The organism is Massilia sp. X63, assembly GCF_041023745.1.
Taxonomy (GTDB): Bacteria; Pseudomonadota; Gammaproteobacteria; order Burkholderiales; family Burkholderiaceae_D; genus Telluria.
In genome coordinates this window covers 46,121-62,748 of sequence record NZ_JBFTEF010000012.1, presented here as the reverse complement: position 1 = coordinate 62,748, position 16,628 = coordinate 46,121, and the positions used below count along the sequence as shown (strand labels likewise).

13 protein-coding genes are annotated in these 16,628 nt (G+C 66.5%); all 13 read right to left on the bottom strand.

The features are described 5' to 3' along the window. Nucleotides 1–35: 35 nt before the first annotated feature. The 13 genes from gudD to AB3347_RS20325 all read right to left on the bottom strand — a co-directional run bounded on the left by gudD (nt 36) and on the right by AB3347_RS20325 (nt 16,546). Complete coding sequence (gene gudD, locus AB3347_RS20385; protein ID WP_369093544.1) at nt 36–1,391, bottom strand: glucarate dehydratase; 1,356 nt, start codon at nt 1,389–1,391, stop codon at nt 36–38. A gap of 244 nt (nt 1,392–1,635) precedes the next feature. Further along, complete coding sequence (locus AB3347_RS20380; RefSeq protein WP_369093543.1) at nt 1,636–4,281, bottom strand: glycoside hydrolase family 2 TIM barrel-domain containing protein; 2,646 nt, start codon at nt 4,279–4,281, stop codon at nt 1,636–1,638. Further along, nucleotides 4,278–4,403, bottom strand: a complete 126-nt coding sequence (locus tag AB3347_RS20375; protein ID WP_369093542.1) for a hypothetical protein — start codon at nt 4,401–4,403, stop codon at nt 4,278–4,280. The genes AB3347_RS20380 and AB3347_RS20375 overlap by 4 nt, the downstream gene beginning before the upstream one ends. Nucleotides 4,404–4,455: 52 nt before the next feature. Next, nucleotides 4,456–6,705 carry a glycoside hydrolase family 3 N-terminal domain-containing protein gene (locus AB3347_RS20370; protein WP_369093541.1) on the bottom strand — a complete coding sequence of 750 codons (2,250 nt, stop codon included), beginning with the start codon at nt 6,703–6,705 and terminating at the stop codon, nt 4,456–4,458. Nucleotides 6,706–6,916: 211 nt separating this feature from the next. Continuing rightward, nucleotides 6,917–7,843: a formylglycine-generating enzyme family protein gene (locus AB3347_RS20365; RefSeq protein ID WP_369093540.1), complete on the bottom strand. Its 927-nt coding sequence runs from the start codon at nt 7,841–7,843 to the stop codon at nt 6,917–6,919. Beyond that, nucleotides 7,840–9,747, bottom strand: coding sequence for a sulfatase-like hydrolase/transferase (locus tag AB3347_RS20360; protein ID WP_369093539.1), 1,908 nt, complete (start codon nt 9,745–9,747; stop codon nt 7,840–7,842). The genes AB3347_RS20365 and AB3347_RS20360 overlap by 4 nt, the downstream gene beginning before the upstream one ends. Before the next feature lie 34 nt (nt 9,748–9,781). Next, entirely contained in the window at nt 9,782–10,759 is a 978-nt protein-coding gene (locus AB3347_RS20355; protein WP_369093538.1) for a fumarylacetoacetate hydrolase family protein, read from the bottom strand. A gap of 9 nt (nt 10,760–10,768) precedes the next feature. After that, nucleotides 10,769–11,581 carry a cyclase family protein gene (locus AB3347_RS20350; RefSeq protein ID WP_369093537.1) on the bottom strand — a complete coding sequence of 271 codons (813 nt, stop codon included), beginning with the start codon at nt 11,579–11,581 and terminating at the stop codon, nt 10,769–10,771. A 10-nt stretch (nt 11,582–11,591) separates the two neighbouring features. Next, a complete protein-coding gene (locus AB3347_RS20345; protein ID WP_369093536.1) occupies nt 11,592–12,722 on the bottom strand; it encodes an FAD-dependent oxidoreductase in 1,131 nt (376 codons plus the stop codon). Further along, a complete protein-coding gene (locus tag AB3347_RS20340) occupies nt 12,703–13,083 on the bottom strand; it encodes a Rieske (2Fe-2S) protein (RefSeq protein WP_369093535.1) in 381 nt (126 codons plus the stop codon). The genes AB3347_RS20345 and AB3347_RS20340 overlap by 20 nt, the downstream gene beginning before the upstream one ends. Before the next feature lie 9 nt (nt 13,084–13,092). Continuing rightward, nucleotides 13,093–14,037, bottom strand: a complete 945-nt coding sequence (locus AB3347_RS20335; RefSeq protein WP_369093534.1) for a VOC family protein — start codon at nt 14,035–14,037, stop codon at nt 13,093–13,095. Nucleotides 14,038–14,059: 22 nt separating this feature from the next. Further along, a complete protein-coding gene (locus AB3347_RS20330) occupies nt 14,060–15,241 on the bottom strand; it encodes an alpha/beta hydrolase family protein (RefSeq protein WP_369093533.1) in 1,182 nt (393 codons plus the stop codon). Between the two features lie 177 nt (nt 15,242–15,418). Then, nucleotides 15,419–16,546, bottom strand: coding sequence for an amidohydrolase family protein (locus tag AB3347_RS20325; RefSeq protein ID WP_369093532.1), 1,128 nt, complete (start codon nt 16,544–16,546; stop codon nt 15,419–15,421). Nucleotides 16,547–16,628: the final 82 nt, after the last annotated feature.

Below are 16,628 nucleotides of genomic sequence, written 5' to 3'. Positions count from 1 at the left end.
GCTGTTTGAATAGTTTTAGTTGGTGGCGCGGTGCGCTATCGCACCAGGCAAGGGCGTTTCGGATCGAAGCTCCACCCCGGGATCAGGTATTGCATTGCGACGGCGTCGTTGCGCGCGCCCAGGCCCATGTTGCGGTAGGCCTGGTGCGCCGCCTCGACGGCATCCATGTCGAGTTCCACGCCGAGGCCGGCCGCCGTCGGCACGGCGACTTTGCCGCCCTGAATCTGCAGGGGATTACGCGTCAGGTATTGGCCGTCCTGCCAGATCCAGTGGGTATCGATTGCGGTAATCTTGCCGGGCGCCGCCGCAGCCACATGCGTGAACATGGCGAGCGAGACGTCGAAGTGGTTGTTCGAATGCGAACCCCAGGTCAGGCCCCATTCATTGCATAGCTGGGCCACGCGCACGGAACCCTGCATGGTCCAGAAGTGCGGATCGGCCAGCGGGATGTCGACCGACTGCAGCTGGACCGCATGCCCGAGCTCGCGCCAGTCGGTGGCGATCATGTTGGTGGCGGTCGGCAGACCGGTGGCGCGACGGAATTCGGCCATGGTCTCGCGCCCCGAATAGCCGTTCTCGGGACCGCAAGGGTCTTCGGCGTAAGCCAGCACATGGTGCTGGTCGCGGCACAGCCGGATCGCGTCCTTGAGCAGCCAGCCGCCGTTCGGGTCCAGCGTCACGCGGGCATCGGGGAAGCGCTCGGCCAGCGCGGTGACGGCGGCGATTTCCTCTTCGCCACGCAGCACTCCGCCCTTCAGCTTGAAATCGCGGAAGCCATAGCGCGCATAGGCAGCTTCGGCCAGGGCTACCACCGCCTCCGGGCTCATGGCCTGCTCGTGGCGCAGGCGGAACCAGGGATCGTCATTGTCGAGGTCGCAGACGTAGTCCAGGTCGGTGGCCTTGCGGTCGCCGATGTAGAACAGGTAGCCCAGCATCTCCACCTGCTCGCGCTGCTGGCCATCGCCCAGCAATGCGCATACCGGCAGGTCGAGGAACTGGCCGAGCAGGTCGAGCAGCGCGGATTCCAGCGCGGTGACGGCGTGGATCGCGACGCGCAGGTCGAAGGTCTGGTTCCCGCGCCCGCCGGCGTCGCGGCCGGCAAAGGCGGCGCGTGCCCGGTTGAGGATCGCATGGACATTGCCGACCTGCTGGCCGACGACCAGCGGACGGGCATCTTCCAGGGTCTGGCGGATGGCTTCGCCCCCTGGCACTTCGCCGACGCCGGTATTGCCGGCGCTGTCTGTGAGGATCACCAGGTTGCGCGTGAAGTAAGGGCCGTGGGCGCCGGAGAGATTCAGCAGCATGCTGTCCCGGCCTGCGACCGGGATCACCCGCATCTCGCGGACCACCGGAGAGCCATTGCGGGAAATATCGTTGGATGGACTGGACATCGTTTTCCTTCGGTACCGGTACCATTACCGGATGAGTCATGCTATTCGCCGTGCATTCGCCGTGTCCAATCGATATTCCGGATGCTCGAGATCGGGGAATCCGATAGTTGTGCGCACAGCGACCGTGCGGGGATGCGCTAAAACGGAACCGCCGCTGGTGTGCGAGGGCACCAGCGGCCAAAGCGCGCTTCGGGAATGTTGGTACCGGTACCGCTGCTGAAGCGCGGGACCGGCGCTGGGCCGTTTAGCGTGGGGTCACGCTGAACGAAGACAGGATTGCTTCGCCGGCTTTCGGCTCGAAATCGATCCGGGCCTTTCCGCCGCTGACGCGCAGGGGCACGGTGCGCTCGAGCGCCGTCAGGCTGCCGACGCTTGCCGCAATGTCGAGATCGGCCAATGCAAGGCGATCCTGCACGCGCACATCGAAGACACGCTTGCCCGCCTCCTGCTTGTCGACCGGTTCGACGAAACGCAAGGTCAGCTCATATTCGCCATCCGGCAGCGGCAGCTCGTAGCTGAAACGGCCGGTACGGTAACCCAGGTACATCTGCTGGTCGGCGGCCCCCTGCACGACTTTCGGCGGCGGCGGGCGGCGCACCGGCTCGTTCAGCAGCTTGCCCTCCCCGCCCGTGAAGAAGTTGTCCGAGCCGTAAAGACCGGCGCTGGTCTGCATGACGCCCAGCTGGCCTGCCAGCACCCGGTAGGTGCCTGGGCCATCCGCGCGCCGCCAGACGGCCCGATCGCGCAGGGCTTTACCCTTGAGCGAGGCGCTCACGACGATCTCGTTGTCGCCTTTGGCCAGCACCACGTTGCGCCACAAGCAGATCCGCTCGACGCAGTCCACGCTGCCCAGGTCGCGGCCGTTCACGGACAGCCGCGCCTTCGGTGCGTTGCTATAGGCCTTGACGTCGGCTACGGGACTGGCGCGGTCGAGATAACGATGCCCGGCCAGGTAGATCATCGGTTCCGGGTTCCAGTGCGCTTTGTAGAAATAGAAGGATTCCTTTTTTACCGAACGGTCAAAACTGACGATCCCCTTGTCGTTGGTGTCGACCAGGTCGCCCTCCATGCGGATTGCGGTGCCGAAGTCGAACATGTTCCAGAGCCAGCTGGCCCAGAGGTAGGGCTTGTCGCGTAACTGCGGCCAGGTCTTCTCGTGGATATAGGATTGGAAGCCCTCCGGATGGGGGCGTCCGCCGGCGACGATCGGGCCGCCGAGCGGATTGTCGGTATGCTGGGACAGCGCGCCGCCGGCGCCATACTCGGTCACGCTGAGCGCCTTCTTCGGGTAGAAGGCGTGCACTTCGTCGAGGTAGGCGCTCAGGTCTGCCACGTTGGCGTAATACCAGCCGAAATAGACATTGACCCCGAATACATCGACGGCCTCGGGCGGCGAATCGAGGCCCTTGCCCGGCGTGGTCGGCATCAGGCTTCCCGGCAGCGTGCCGCAGCAGCTGGCCAGGACCGGCGGACGCGACGGATCTTCCGCCCGCGACAGCGCTGCCAGGCGCTCCAGCAGTGGCAAGGTGGGCGGCTTGGGCTGCATCCAGACATTGGCGATGTTCGGCTCGTTCGCGATCGACCAGACCGCGATCGACGGATGGTTGTAGTTCTGGCGGATCAGCTCGCGCAGGTGCTGTTCGGCGTTGGCGATGAAGCCGGGCGTGGCCGCCGGTTCGCCATACGGGGCCGACAGCAGCACCAGGGGCACTTCGGCCCAGACGATCAGCCCCATCCGGTCGGCCAGCGCGTAGCCCTCCTTCGGGTGCTGGTAGTGGGCGAGCCGGATGGTGTTGGCGCCGATTTCCCTGATGATGGCATAGTCCCGCTCCAGCTCGGCAATCGTGGATGCCCAGCCGTTCGCCCCGGTTTCCTGGTGGCGGTTCACGCCGCGCAAGGCCAGGGGTTTGCCGTTCAGGAAAAAGCCCTTGTCGGGATCGAAGCGCATCGTGCGGATGCCGAACTGTTCCGCCACCGTGTCGACCGTGCGAGCGCCGGCCAGCACATCTACGCGCACAGTGTGAAGGTAGGGATCGGCGACGCCGTTCCACAAGCGCGGCTTCGCCACGTCCAGGTTGGTCTTCACTTCGTGCAGCGACGCCGCCGCCATCTCGAGCGACCGGGTGTTGCTGGCAACGACCTTGCCCTTGGCGTCGACCAGCGAAGTGCGGACCTTGACCGCCTGCGCGGCGCCGGCATCGTTGCGTATTCTCGCCACCACTTCCACCTGCGCGCGGCCCGGCTCGAGCGACACGGTACGGGCGTAGACGCCCGGTCCCCCATGGTCGCCCAGGTCGACGTGCACCGGCGCCGTCGTGATCAGCGACACCTTGCGATACAGGCCGCCATACATGAACCAGTCGCCGCCCATCGGCAGGGTTTCGGCGGTGACGGAGCCCTTGGTGTCCGGCGCCGTGTTATCGGTGCGTACCACCAGCAGGTTGTCGCCAGTACGCAGCGCATCGCTGACATCGAAGCGGAAGGCGGACACGCCGCCGGCGTGCCGGCCCAGCCGCACGCCGTTGAGCCACACATCGCTGACGATGCTGGCGCCGTCGAACTGCAGCCAGCTCCGGCGCGGCTTGCCCGTCCCCTGCCCCGCGCGGAACTTCAGTTGGTACCAGCCCTGGCCGCGGCTGTCGTTGGCATCGGCCGCCTTGGTCGTATGGCCACCGATCCGGTTCCAGGTGTGCGGCAGTGTGACGGCTTGCCAGCCGCTGGCATCGGACTGCTCGGTGTGGTGGGCGCCGAAGGCGAAGCGCCAGCCCTCGACCAGCGGGGTCGCGGTCCGGCTTCCGCCGGCGACCGGCGCCGCATGCGCGCCCGCGCCAAGAAGCAGGTGGGTCGCCAGCAATGCGGCAACCCAGTGGAAAACGCGTCGATAACTCATGTCAGGATCCGTTTCAAATGATGCAAGCTGGTGCTGATGCTGGCCATCGGATCGGCCGGAAAGTCGTGTTCAACAGAATAATCGCGCATCCCGGCGGTACCGGCGGCCGCGGAGACGCGCATGCCGGCGCTGCAAGCGCGCCGAGGAGGCTTCTTCTGTCAACCATGGCCGCTCTCAGTAACCCAGGCCGAAGCCGTAGGGGTATAGGGTATCCGCAGCCGGATAGCCCGGCACATCCGACTGCTTGTTGACGATCGCTTCGAGCTTGTTGGCCAGCGCGAAAGGCAGCTTGCCCTGAGGCTTGAACCTGCCGCTGACGACGTCCAGCAAGGCGAGGTCGGTCACGCCAAAAGTCGCCAGCACCGCGCCGGCTTTCCGGAAGCCGCTTGCCTCGTCCAGTACATACGGCTGGCGGAAATAGATCGCCAATACCGTGCGCTCCGCCCCGACCTCGCGCATCACCGCCTGGATGTCCGCCAGCGACGGGGAAATCTGCCAGGACTCGGAGGCGGCCATGGTCGTGAACGAGAGCCTGTCGGCTTCCCACGGGAAGGGACCGCCGAACAGCATCCCCATGTCGTCGACGCATTTGGGGTTGTGCGCCGGATGGCTGACGCAGGGATCTTCAAAGCCCCACACCTTGCCGGTGCGCGGATTGAGCTTGCCCGCATCGGCTCCCATCTGCCTGGTACGGTAAGCCAGCGTGGTTCTCATCGGATTGGTCACCTGGACGCGGATGATCGCCACGTCGTGGCCTGCCGCGCTCGGACGCGCTCCGGGCGCCGTGTAATTGCCGTCGGTGACCTTGTAGCCATAAGCCTCGACGTCGGCCTTGCCCATCCCCATCGTGTAGACGCGCTTTCCGGACGCCAGCGGCAGCAGCCTGGCCGCGCCCTGTTCCCGGTTCTGCAGCAGCACGATCGACTGCTTCTGCACCTGCAGCCCGGCCGCACGGTGCTCGGCCTTGCCGATGATGCCGTCGACACCCGCGGCGTCGACGTAGGGATTTTCGAACAGGCCTAGCCGGAACTGCACCAGCAGCAGGCGGCGCACTGCCTCGTCCACGCGCTCCTGCTTGACCAGCCCGCGATCGACCAGGTCGAGGATGACCTTGTTCTCGTTAAACCCGGACAGCACGTCGACACCGGCATTGATCGCCGTCGCCGCGCGCTCCGGCACGGACTTGCCCTCCAGTCCCCATGCACGCTCGTTGATGATGCCGGTATCGGAATTCACATAGCCTTTGAAGCCGAGCTTCTCGCGCAGCAGGTCGGTGACGATCTGCCGGTTGAACGCGAAGCCGAGCTGGTCGTAGGTCACGCCTTCGTACGTCACCTTGACCGGTACGCCGTAGTAGGGCATGACCGCTTCCAGCCCGGCGTCGATCGCCGCCTTGAACGGTTTGAGGTGATAGCCGAAGTTCCCGCCAGGGTAGACCTGTCCCTTGCCGAAGGAATAGTGCGGGTCCAGCCCCTGCTCCTGCGGTCCACCGCCCGGGAAGTGCTTCATCGTCAGCGCGACCGAGGAACGCGGGCTCAGGGGACCGCCTTGCAGGCCGCCGACCAGGGCACGCATGATGTCGGCATTCAGGTCGGCGTTCTCGGTGAACGCTTCCGAAATGCGGTACCAGCGCGGCTCGGTGGCGAGATCCGCCATGTAGCCGTACACCCCGCGCAGGCCGACTGCGCGGAACTCGGCTCCCATCACATCGGTGAGGGCGCGGACCGGGGCCATGTCCCCGGTGCCGAGCGCCGCTGCCGCGATACCCGCTTCGCGCGGGAACTCGGTGAAGGCGCCGGCGCCGCCTGAAATGCCGAAGCGCGGGTCGTTGTTGTAGTGGTTGCGCTGGTTGTCCTTGAACAGCGCCGGAATGCCGAGGGGCTCGTTCTCGGCCATGGCTTGTACGGCATTGTGGAATTCGGCCAGCTGGCGCGGCGTGACGGTGAAACCGCCGCGGCTTGGCTTGACGCTGCCGTCGCAGACGTCCGGTTTCGGTCCGGCGACGTTGCGCAGGATAAAGCGCGTCATCTTCTGCGCCTTGACGTAGTCGGCCGCCTTGGAGTCCGCCAGGCTGCCCGCGCAGCCCGCGTTCAGGGTATCGATCAGCATCATCCCGGCCTTCTGCTCGCGCGTCATGCGCGGCAGCAGGTCCGCGACCCGCCGCTCGGGGCTCAGGCGCCAGTCCTCGTAGGGATCGAGCCGGCCATCGCCGTTGGCGTCGCGGAACGCGGCGCCGTCCACTTTCAGGACCGCTTTGCTGCGCACGCCGATGGCCGGCTGTCCGCTTCCGTAAAGGACGCCGGGTACCGACTCCGGCCCTGCCTCGTGTTTTGCGCCGGGAGCGGCGCAGCCGGCCAGGGCCGGCAATGCAACCAGGGCCAGTGCACGCGCGACAGCGCGCCGGCGCAGACGACAAGCTTCCATATGATCTCCTCGGGGCAGGTATCCTCCTGCCTGTATTTATTGGTTCTTCGGACCGCCGCCGCCCCCTTGCTACGGTAGCGGTACCATTTCCAGATGCAGTGATCCTATGCGCTGACGCTGTAAATTGTCCAATCGGAAAATTGAATGCGTGGAATCGGAGCAGCGGATAGGCCGCGGGAAGGCGCACGTCCGCCCCGTGCTTGCGCGGGGCTCAGGGCCGGACGATGCAGCGGAAGCCGATATGGCTGGTCCCCGAATCGATCGCCTGCGCCGCACGCGCCGCTGGCCGATAGCGCTGGCAATAATTCGGGGCGCACAGGTGCGAGCCCCCCTTGATCACGCGCCTCGGCAGCCTGGCCAGCGACGCCTGTGGATCGATGCTGCCCGCTTCGCTGCCCCCGGTCGGATTGCTGGGAATGCAGCATGATTTGCTGCCTGCGCCCGGCATGGCGAACCAGTCCGCGGTCCACTCCCAGACATTGCCGATCATGTCGAGCAGTCCATACCCGTTCGGGGGGAAGCTGCCGACCGGCGAGGTGCCGGCGAAGCCATGCAGGGCCAACTGCTGGTCGGGGAAATCCCCTTGCCAGGTGTTCGCCATGAACCGTCCGCCGGGCTGGAAGCTGTCACCCCATGCATAGCGCTTGCGATCGAGCCCGCCGCGGCAGGCGAACTCCCATTCGGCTTCGGTGGGCAAGGCCTTTCCCGCCCATCGTGCGTAGGCCTCGGCGTCACGCGCAGTCACATGCACCACGGGATGGTCTTCGAGGCCCGCGATACCGCTGTCCGGACCGAAAGGATGACGCCAGTCGGCGCCCGCGATCCATTGCCAGGGCGGACCGGATGCGCCTTCCCGGCGCAGCGCCGGATAGATGAACACCATCGAGCCGGGCAGCGCCAGGTGGACGGGCAGCCCGGGATAGACGGCCGGGTCCGGCGCCAGCTCCGCCACAGTACGGTAACCGGTTGCGGCGACGAACTGCGCGAACTGCCGGTTGCTTACCAGACCGCGGTCGATCCGGAAGGGACCGACGCGCACCCGCCGCACCGGCGCCTCTTCCGGATAGACGCCGTCGCAGCCCATGGCAAAGTCGCCTCCAGGCAGGCTCACCATGTCGCCACGACCGGGAATGCTCATTGGTAGCCGCGCGCCATGGCGGCAAGGTCGATCGTGACCTTGCCCGGCTCGTAGCTGCGCTCGAGCACCAGGGCCAGGTAGCGGGCGGCATTGTTCACATATTTGTCGCTGTCCTGGGTGGCGGCGGTGACCAAGGGAAGCACGGGGCGCGCCTTCGCCCCGAGGAAGGTCAGCGCATTGATTGCCTGCAGGCGCACCGGCGGTGGATTATCCGCGTCGAGCAGTCCGGACAGCACGGCAAGCGCGCGGCCCGGATCGGAAAGCATGGCCACGGCTTCCGCGGCGGCCACCCGCACCTGCGGTGAGGGGTCGCGCTCCATCGCCTTGACCAGGGACGGCAGCGCCGCCCGTGCGTCCCGTCCCAGGACGAGCAGCCCCTGGGCGCCCCAGAAGCGCAGCACTTCGTTGCGCTCGTCCAGGGCCGCCCTGAACGTGGCGAGATCGGACGGCCGTCCTCGCGCCGCCCTGGCGGCCAGCGCCATCGCTTCACGCAAGGGATAGGCGCCGGGCGCCCGGCTGGCGACATAGCCTTCGAGGGGCGACCCTTCGGGAATGAAGCCGTTGTCGTTGATGGCCAGCATGTGCTCGTCGAGCGCGGCGCGCAGCTTGCGCAGGCGCTCCCGCGACGCGGGCCTGCCGGCGAGGTTGCGCAGCTGGTCCGGGTCCGCCTGCAGGTCGTACAGCTCCTCGTGGGGTTTCCTGCCGAAGAAGCGGGCCTGGTCGGCATTCAGGCGGCCGGCCCGGAATTCCCGCTCCCAGTCCTGGTAGCCCTTGGCCAGCCAGGCGAAGCCGACATGCTGGCCCCATGGGCGGTGCGGCATGTAGTTGCGAATGTAGCGCCAGCGCCCGTCGCTGACGGTACGAATCATGTCGTAGCGCTCATCCATGCGGTCGCGTCCGCCGAACGCCAGGCGGTGCGGAGCCCCGGTCGCCGGTCCCAGGAAAGGCGCGCCCTGCATGTAGGCGGGGCGCTCGACGCCGGCCAGCGACAGCACGGTCGGCGCCAGGTCGATGAAAGTCACCGGCGCGTCGACCGTCGACCCGGGCGCTGCCGGCGCCATGGCCTTGAAGCGCTCGGGAACCCGCACGACAAGCGCGCAGCGCAATCCTTCGTCATAGCAGTAGCGCTTGCTGCGCGGCAGTGCACCGCCATTGTCGGAGTAGTAGAAAACGATGGTGTCCTGCGCCAGCCCATCCGCCTCCAGTTCGGCCAGGCGTGCACCGAGCTGGGCATCCATCTTCTCCATCAGGTTGTAGTACAGCGCGATGTCGCGGCGCACCAGCGGGGTGTCTGGAAGGTAGCCGGGCACCCTGACCTGCTCCGGCGTCACGGCGCCGGTTGGTGCCGGCTGCTTCATCAGGTCGGGCCGGAACAAACCGCTTTCATGGGTCGTCTCGTCATTGAAGACCGCAAAGAACGGCTGGCCCGGCTCGCGATTGCGCCAGTGGGCGCTCTTGCTGCTGTCGTCCCATGCATCGGCAAGTGCGATGTCGCAGTTGTAGTCGGTCTTGTTGTTGTTCGAGCAGTAGTAGCCGCGTTTACGCAGGTATTCGGTGAATGCGCGCAAGGTGGCCGGCAACTGCGCGACGGCGCGCATGTGATTGGCGGGCGCGGCGCTCTCCGCCCGCACACCGGTGATGATGCCGAAGCGCGAGGGTGCGCATACCGGCGAGGTGGCGTACACGTTCCGGTAGAGGATGCCCTGCGTCGCCAGCGCATCGATGACCGGCGTGCGCGCCAGCCGGTCGCCGTAGGCGCCGATCATGGGGCAGTTGTCCTCGCTGACCAGCCAGACGATGTTTGGCGGACGGGCCGCTTGCTGTTCCCCCCGGGCCGGCAGCACCGAGCCGGCGAGCACGGGAGCGAGTCCCTTCAGCAGTGTGCGGCGCGAGAGTCTGGACATGGGGTCTCCTTGCGTGAATTGTTCGGGCGGCGGCTCAACATGCGACTACCCGCTGGTCGATCGCGCCGAACGGCGCCTCGCCGGACGGCAGCCGCGCGGCCATGCGGACGCGGTCTCCGTAACGCATGTAGGGGGTGGCGGCCGCGCCCTGGGCGATGATCTCGATCACGCGCCGCTCCGCGATGCAGGCTGAACCCCGCTCGCCACCGGCATTCGACACGGTGCCGGTGCCAATGATGGTGCCGGCGCTCAGCTTGCGCGTGCGCGCCGCGTGGGCCAGCAGTTCGCCGAAGCTGAAGTGCATCTCGCCTCCGTTCGGACTGCCGAAGCGCTCTTCGTTCCAGACCACTTCCAGGTCCAGGTGCACGCGCCCGTCAACCCAGTGTTCGCCCAGCTCGTCGGGCGTCACCGCGACCGGGGCGAAACTGGTCGATGGCTTGGCCTGCAGGAAGCCGAAACCGGTCTTCATTTCGCGCGGCCCGAGCGTGCGCAGGCTCCAGTCGTTGAGCTGCACCACCAGGCGGATGGCCTGCTGCGCCGCCTCGGGCGTGGCGCCCATGGCGACCGGACCGGTAATGACGCCGAACTCGCCCTCGAAGTCGATGCCCAGCGCTTCGTCCGGCATCGGGACCGCTTCGCAAGGCCCGAGGAAATCGTCCGAGGCGCCCTGGTACATCACGGGAATCTTGTCGAAATCCGGAATCGGCGCGGTGTTGAAGGCGCGCTCCATCAGATGGCCGTGGTTCAGGAAGGCGGAAGCATCGCACCATTGGAAGCTGCGGGGAAGCGGCGCCATGCAGCGTGCCGCATCGAACGGACGGGCGAGCGGTTTGAGTCCCGCATTGAGCGCATCCGACAGGCGCTGCAGTTCGGGGGCAACCTCGTCCCAGCGCTGGAGCGCCTGCAGCAGGTTCGGCGCGAGGCCCGAGGCTTCGACGGCCTGCGACAGGTCGGTCGATACGACCATCAGGCAGCCATCGGCTTCGCCATTGCGGTAAGTCGCCAGTTTCATGTTGCCTCCTTAATTGCGCGGCAGTGCTTGCAGCGCGTCGTCGACGATCGCCACCGCGCGCGTCCAGCCGGCCGAACCGCGGCGTACTTTGTGCGGGAAGCAGCTGATGAAGAAGCCATGCGCCGGCAGGGCCTCCAGGTTGTGCAGCTTCTCGAGGTGGCAGTAGCCGATGTCGCGTCCGGCCTTGTGGCCTTCCCAGATCAGGGACTTGTCGCCGGTCTCGGCAATTTTTTTCGCCGTGTACGAGAACGGCGCATCCCAGCTCCACGCGTCGGTGCCGGTCAGGCGCACGCCGCGCTCGAGCAAGTACATGGTCGCCTCGTAGCCCATGCCGCAGCCGGCCTGCACGAAGTCGTTGTGGCCGTAGCGGCTGCCGGCGCGGGTGTTGACCACGACGATGTCGAGCGGCTGCAGTTCATGGCCGATACGCTTCAGTTCGGATTCGACGTCCTGCGCCGTGGCCACGTAACCATCCGGGAAATGGCGAAAGTCGAGCTTGACGCCCGGCTGGAAACACCATTCCAGCGGTACCTCGTCGATCGTGATCGACGCCCTTTTTTCGCCGGTCTTCGCATCCATGGTCGAATGGAAGTGGTAAGGCGCATCGAGGTGAGTGCCGCTATGGGTCGTCATGGTCACCCATTCGGCAGCGGCGGCCTCGCCGTCCGGGTAGTCCTCGGGCGTCGTTCCCGGGATCATGGCCATGAATTCCGGCAGCGTCTCCTGGTGCTTCTGGTAGGTGATCTTCGGCGCCAGTGGCGGCGGATCGGACAGCACTTCGTTCTCGAGGTAGATCGACAGATCGATGAATTGGCGGGTCATTTGTTGTTCCTTAGATGGGGGCGGCGAGCGCCATCAGGGTCTCGCCCATGATTCTCTTGTGTTCTTCCTTGTCGCCGCCGGCGATCTCGATCTCGCCCAACCGGCCGGAGTTCTGCACCACCATGCGGCAGCGCTCCCAACGCCGTTCCTGGTAGCGCGCCAAGGCATCAAGCACCGCGCCGCCTTTGCCCACCTCCTCGGCCAGCACGATCGCGTCCTCGATGCCGATGCAGGCTCCCGACGCCATGTGCGGCGTCGTCGCGTGCACCGTATCGCCAATCAGCACCACGCGGCCGCGATACCATGGTTGCGGCACCAGCAGGCTCTCCAGCGGGCGGTAGATGATCTGCGAGCGCTCGTCGAGCTGCTGCGCCACCTGCTGCATCAGCGGCGCCGGAAACTGCGCCAGCAGCGCTTTCAGCATGGGCAGGAAGGCGCCCGGAGGAATATGCGAATTCTCGGCGCGGTCCTCGGTCACGAACAGATACATCTCGTCACGCGACACCGGATTGAGGCCGGTCTTGATCTTCGGCCCCAGCCACATCATGGTCCCGGTCACCTCCACGGGGCGAGGCAGCACCGCGCGCCATACGCCCTGGCCGCTGTACTGCGGACAGGGCGCATCCGGAAACAGGGTTTCGCGCACCTTGGAATACAGGCCGTCGGCGCCGATCACCAGATCGTAGCGCCCGCGGCTGCCATCGCTGAAGCTGACATCGACGCCGTCCTCGTCCTGCTCGATGTGGGTAAACGTGCAGCCCAGGCGCACTGTGGCGCCAGCCGCCCGGGTCGCCTCGGCGAGGATGCGCGCCAGCACAGGACGCATGATCCCGGCATTGCCCGGGACGTCCGGCCCGGCGATGCGCGGCGTCGGCAGGCTGGCCACCTTGACGCCGGTCGGAATGAAGATGTCGACGCCGTCCGACGCCGCGCCCTGCGCCAGGAAGGCGTCGAGCACGCCCAGGCGGCGCAGGGCGCGCAAGGTGGCGCCGCCCAGGCTGATACCGGCGCCATACGAGCGCCAGCCGGGGTCGATTTCGACCAGGTCGACCTCGACGCCCTCGCGGCGAAATTCGATCGCCGCTGCCATGCCGGAGAAACCGCCTCCGATGATGAGTACTTTACTGGCGCTGCTTGTCATGTTCCGTGTCCCCTCCGCCTTCCTGGCAGATATAGATTTCTCGTTCTGATGTAATGACGATGTCGACGCTCTGCAGCGACTGGCCCAGGCAGGGTCCCAGCGTGCACAGCCCGCTCGCGATATCGAACTGCGCGCCGTGCGCGGCGCACACGATGCGCGTCCGGTCTCCGTTCAGGTAGGCGTCCTTGCGCCAGGCCATCGGGGTGCCGCCATGGTGCGGGCAAGCATCGCGCCAGCCGAACACCTTGCCCGCGTGGCGCACCAGCAGTACCGTATCGTGCCCCTCGCCCCATGGATCGAAGCCGCGCGACTGGCCTTCCGCCAGCGCATCCTCGCGGCACAGGAATACCTGTTCACTCACGCCCAACTCCTAGTGGCGCTCGGCGGCGCCCACCGGCCCGGGCGGTGGGCCGCCCGGTGCCCACTTGTCGCGCCGCTCGAACAGGAACAGCTGCGAGGCATCGGCGTCCATCGGGATCGCGCGCGCCACCCACGCTTCGTCGTGGATATCCATGTCGGCGTCGTACTCGACATGACAGCCCAGCGGGCTGTTGAAGTACCAGAACCAATTCGACCCCATCTTGTGGCGCCCCGGCCCCCAGAACGACTGGTAGCCTTTCTCCACGAAGCGCGTGCCGGCCTGCATCACCTCGGTCGGCCCGCCCATGTGGAAGGTGAAGTGCTCGCAGCCCTTCATGAACGGCGGGGTCTGGATCATGAACAGGGTGTGGTGGTCCGCGGTGCCGGCCGGCTGCAGGAAGGGTCCTGCACCGACCAGGCGGTCGGTGCAGCGAAAGCCGAGGCGCTCCACGTAGAAGGCTTCGGCCCTGGCTGTATCGGGCACGAAGTACACCACGTGCGACAGCGTGCGCGGCTTCGCGGAAGCGTTTTCGTCGACGCCCACCACGTTGGCCGGGCGCCCGTACGCGCCCGGTGCATTGATCGCCTCGGCCGGCAGGCCGAGAGGACGGCGCATGGTCACCTGGAAGCCGAGCACGAAGCCCATGTCGTCGACCGCTTCGATCGAGCCGTCGGGGAGGCACTTGACATCGCGGTCGCGGCCCAGTTCCTCGGCGATGGCGCCCAGCGTCTGCTGGTCCGCCACGCCGTAGACCGTCTTGCGCAGCATGCTGGCGGTGCCCATCGACGGCGGCAGCGCGGGGTCGTCCTTGTGGGCGATGACGATGGCGGTGCCATCCAGTGCTTCGAAGCGCCCCGCTCCGACCGGATTCAGGCCGTAGTCGGTCAGGTATTGGGAACAGGCTTCGAGGTTGTCGACGCCGAACAGCAGTTCGTCGGGTCCGATGATATTCATGGTGCTTGCTCTTTCTTTGTAGTCAAATTGCCGTGCGTCCGCCCAGGGTCTCGGCGACCCAGTCGGCGATGTAGGCGCCCGCGTTGGCGGAATTGTCGAAACTGGAATGCTGCACGCCGCCTTCGCGTTCGGTGAATACCTTCAGCTCGCGCTTCGGGCTATTCACAAGCTGCTCGTAGGTGCGCTCGGCCCAGTGCAGGGGAATCTGCGAGTCCTTCTGCCCATGGGTCACCAGGAAGGGCACCTTGATGCGGTCCAGGATGCCGTCGAGGTGGACGCTCTCGGCGATGCGCATGAAGTCGTTATGGTCCTTCGCGCCCCACACCCAGCGCACGTGTTCCCAGTAATGCGGCACCGGGAAGCTGCCTTCCTTCGCCAGGCGCTTCTTCTGGACGTCGCGCCAGTCGTGGTTGGCGCCCCACACCACGCCACAAGCAAAGCGCGGCTCGAAGGCCACCGCGCGTGGGCAGTAGTAGCCGCCCAGCGATACGCCCTCGAGGCCGATGCGCTTCGGGTCGACGTCGGCGCGGGTCTCGAGCCAGTCGACCACCTTGCTGGCCCAGCGCTCGCTGTCAAAGACCGCGTGCATGCCATGCAGGCGCAGCGCTTCGCCGGTGCCCGGCTGGTCGATGACGAGCGACGACACGCCGCGCTTGGCCAACCATTGCGGCAGGCCGACGCGGTACTTCATTTCCTTGGTCGAATCGAGGCCGTTGACTTGCACCAGGATCGGCGCCGGCGCCGCAGTGCCGGTCGTGCCGTCACTGCCGCCTTCGGCGCGCACGTACAGGCCCGAGATATGCGCGTCGCCGTAGGGAATTTCGACACGCACGCAGTTCTCGCCGGAGAGCTTCAGGCCGCGTGCGAACACGTCCAGAAAACGCTTGTACAGTTCCCTGCGGCCGGACGCGCCATGCGCTTGCAGGCGCTCGGCGGTCAGGTAGTAGGTGGCCGCGCGGCCGTACTTGTCGCCGGCCGAGATCAAACGGCCGCGCGCTTCGTCCTCTTCGGCCAGGCCGCAGAGCTTGTCGGCCATCTTCGCCCAGGTCTCGCGGAAGGCCTTGGTACCGGCGGCATCCGGCTGCTTCGCCGCTTCCTGCAGCGGAGCGCACATCTCCTCGATCTCGCCGATGCGCGCACCCATTTCGATGGCCAGGTCGACCGACAGGTTCCAGACGTAGTTGGTAGGAAAATATTTGAACATATGTGTTTGGGAGCGCTCGCAACGAAGTGATGTCTCGCCCACTGTAGGGAGGCGCACGCCATCCGTAAAATGGATTATTCCGATACGACCTATCGGTCCACTGAATGCTTGTCCGACCTGGATCGCGGCATTGCACCAGTGGCGCCGGCACCGCCCTGCAGCGGTGCCGGTGGGAATTCAGGACTGGGCCGGCGGCGTCCAGTCCGCGGGCCGCAAGCCCTGGCCGAGCAGGCGCTCGGCGTTGCGGTAGGCGATGCGTTCATGGTCTTCCTGCGACAGGCGCGGCACCGAATCCAGCAGGTCCGAGAAGCCGTACTGCCCCATGTCGAAGGGATAGTCCGACCCGGTCACGATCTGGTCGATGCCGGCTTCCTGGATCAGGTGACGCAGCGCTTCGGGTTCGTACACGAGGTTGTCGAACCAGATCTGGCGCAGGTAGTCGCCGGGCGGCCTGGCGCAGCCGCGCGCGTCCTGCCGGGCATGCCATGCGTGGTTGGAGCGCCCGATGTACGAAGGCAGGTAGCCCCCCCCATGCGCCGCAAGGATCTTCACGCCAGGATAGCGGTCCAGCACGCCGCCGAAGATCAGGTGGGACAGTGCGATCGTCGTCTCGAGCGGCTGCCCGATCACGTTGGACAAGTAGTGCTGGTCGAGGCGCGTGCCCAGCGTGGTGCCGAACGGGTGGATGAACACGATGCATCCCAGTTCTTCCACCTTGGCCCAGAAGCGCTCGAACATCGGGTCGGCCAGCTCCTTGCCGGCGACCATCGTCGAGATCTCCATGCCGCGCAGGCCCAGCTTGCGCACGGCGTGCTCGAGCTGTTCGAGCGCCAGAGCGGGATGCTGCAGCGCCAGCGTGCCCAGCCCGAGGAAGCGATCCGGATGGGTCGCGCACAGTTCAGCGATTCCCTCGTTCTGGATGCGAACCACCTCGGCGGCCAGGTCCGGCTCGGCCCAGTAGTAGTGCTGGGTGGAGGTAGGGCTCACCAGCTGCATGTCGACGCCCATGGCATCCATGTCGCGCAGGCGCTCGTCCAGCCTGGTCAGCTTCGGCCCGGCCTGCGGCAGCATCACCCTGTTGTTGTATTCCACGGTCGGGGCGCCCAGCGCGCGCAGCATCAGCTCGGGCTCCGCCAGCTTCTGCGGCAGCCCGGCCACCAGCTTTTCGACCTCCGGGAACAGCGCATGGCAATGCAGGTCGACGGTGAACGTCCGTGTTTTCCTGCGCGCCGCGTCCTGGACCCGGACCGGGGAATGGTCCGGGCAATCGCTTGGGCATGTCGGCGTACATTGATGAAACAGCATGGGGTCTCCTGGTCGTGAGTCGGCGGACCGCCCGCCCGGGGGGCGCGCGAATCCAGCCGATTCTACCGAGGCCATGCGCCTT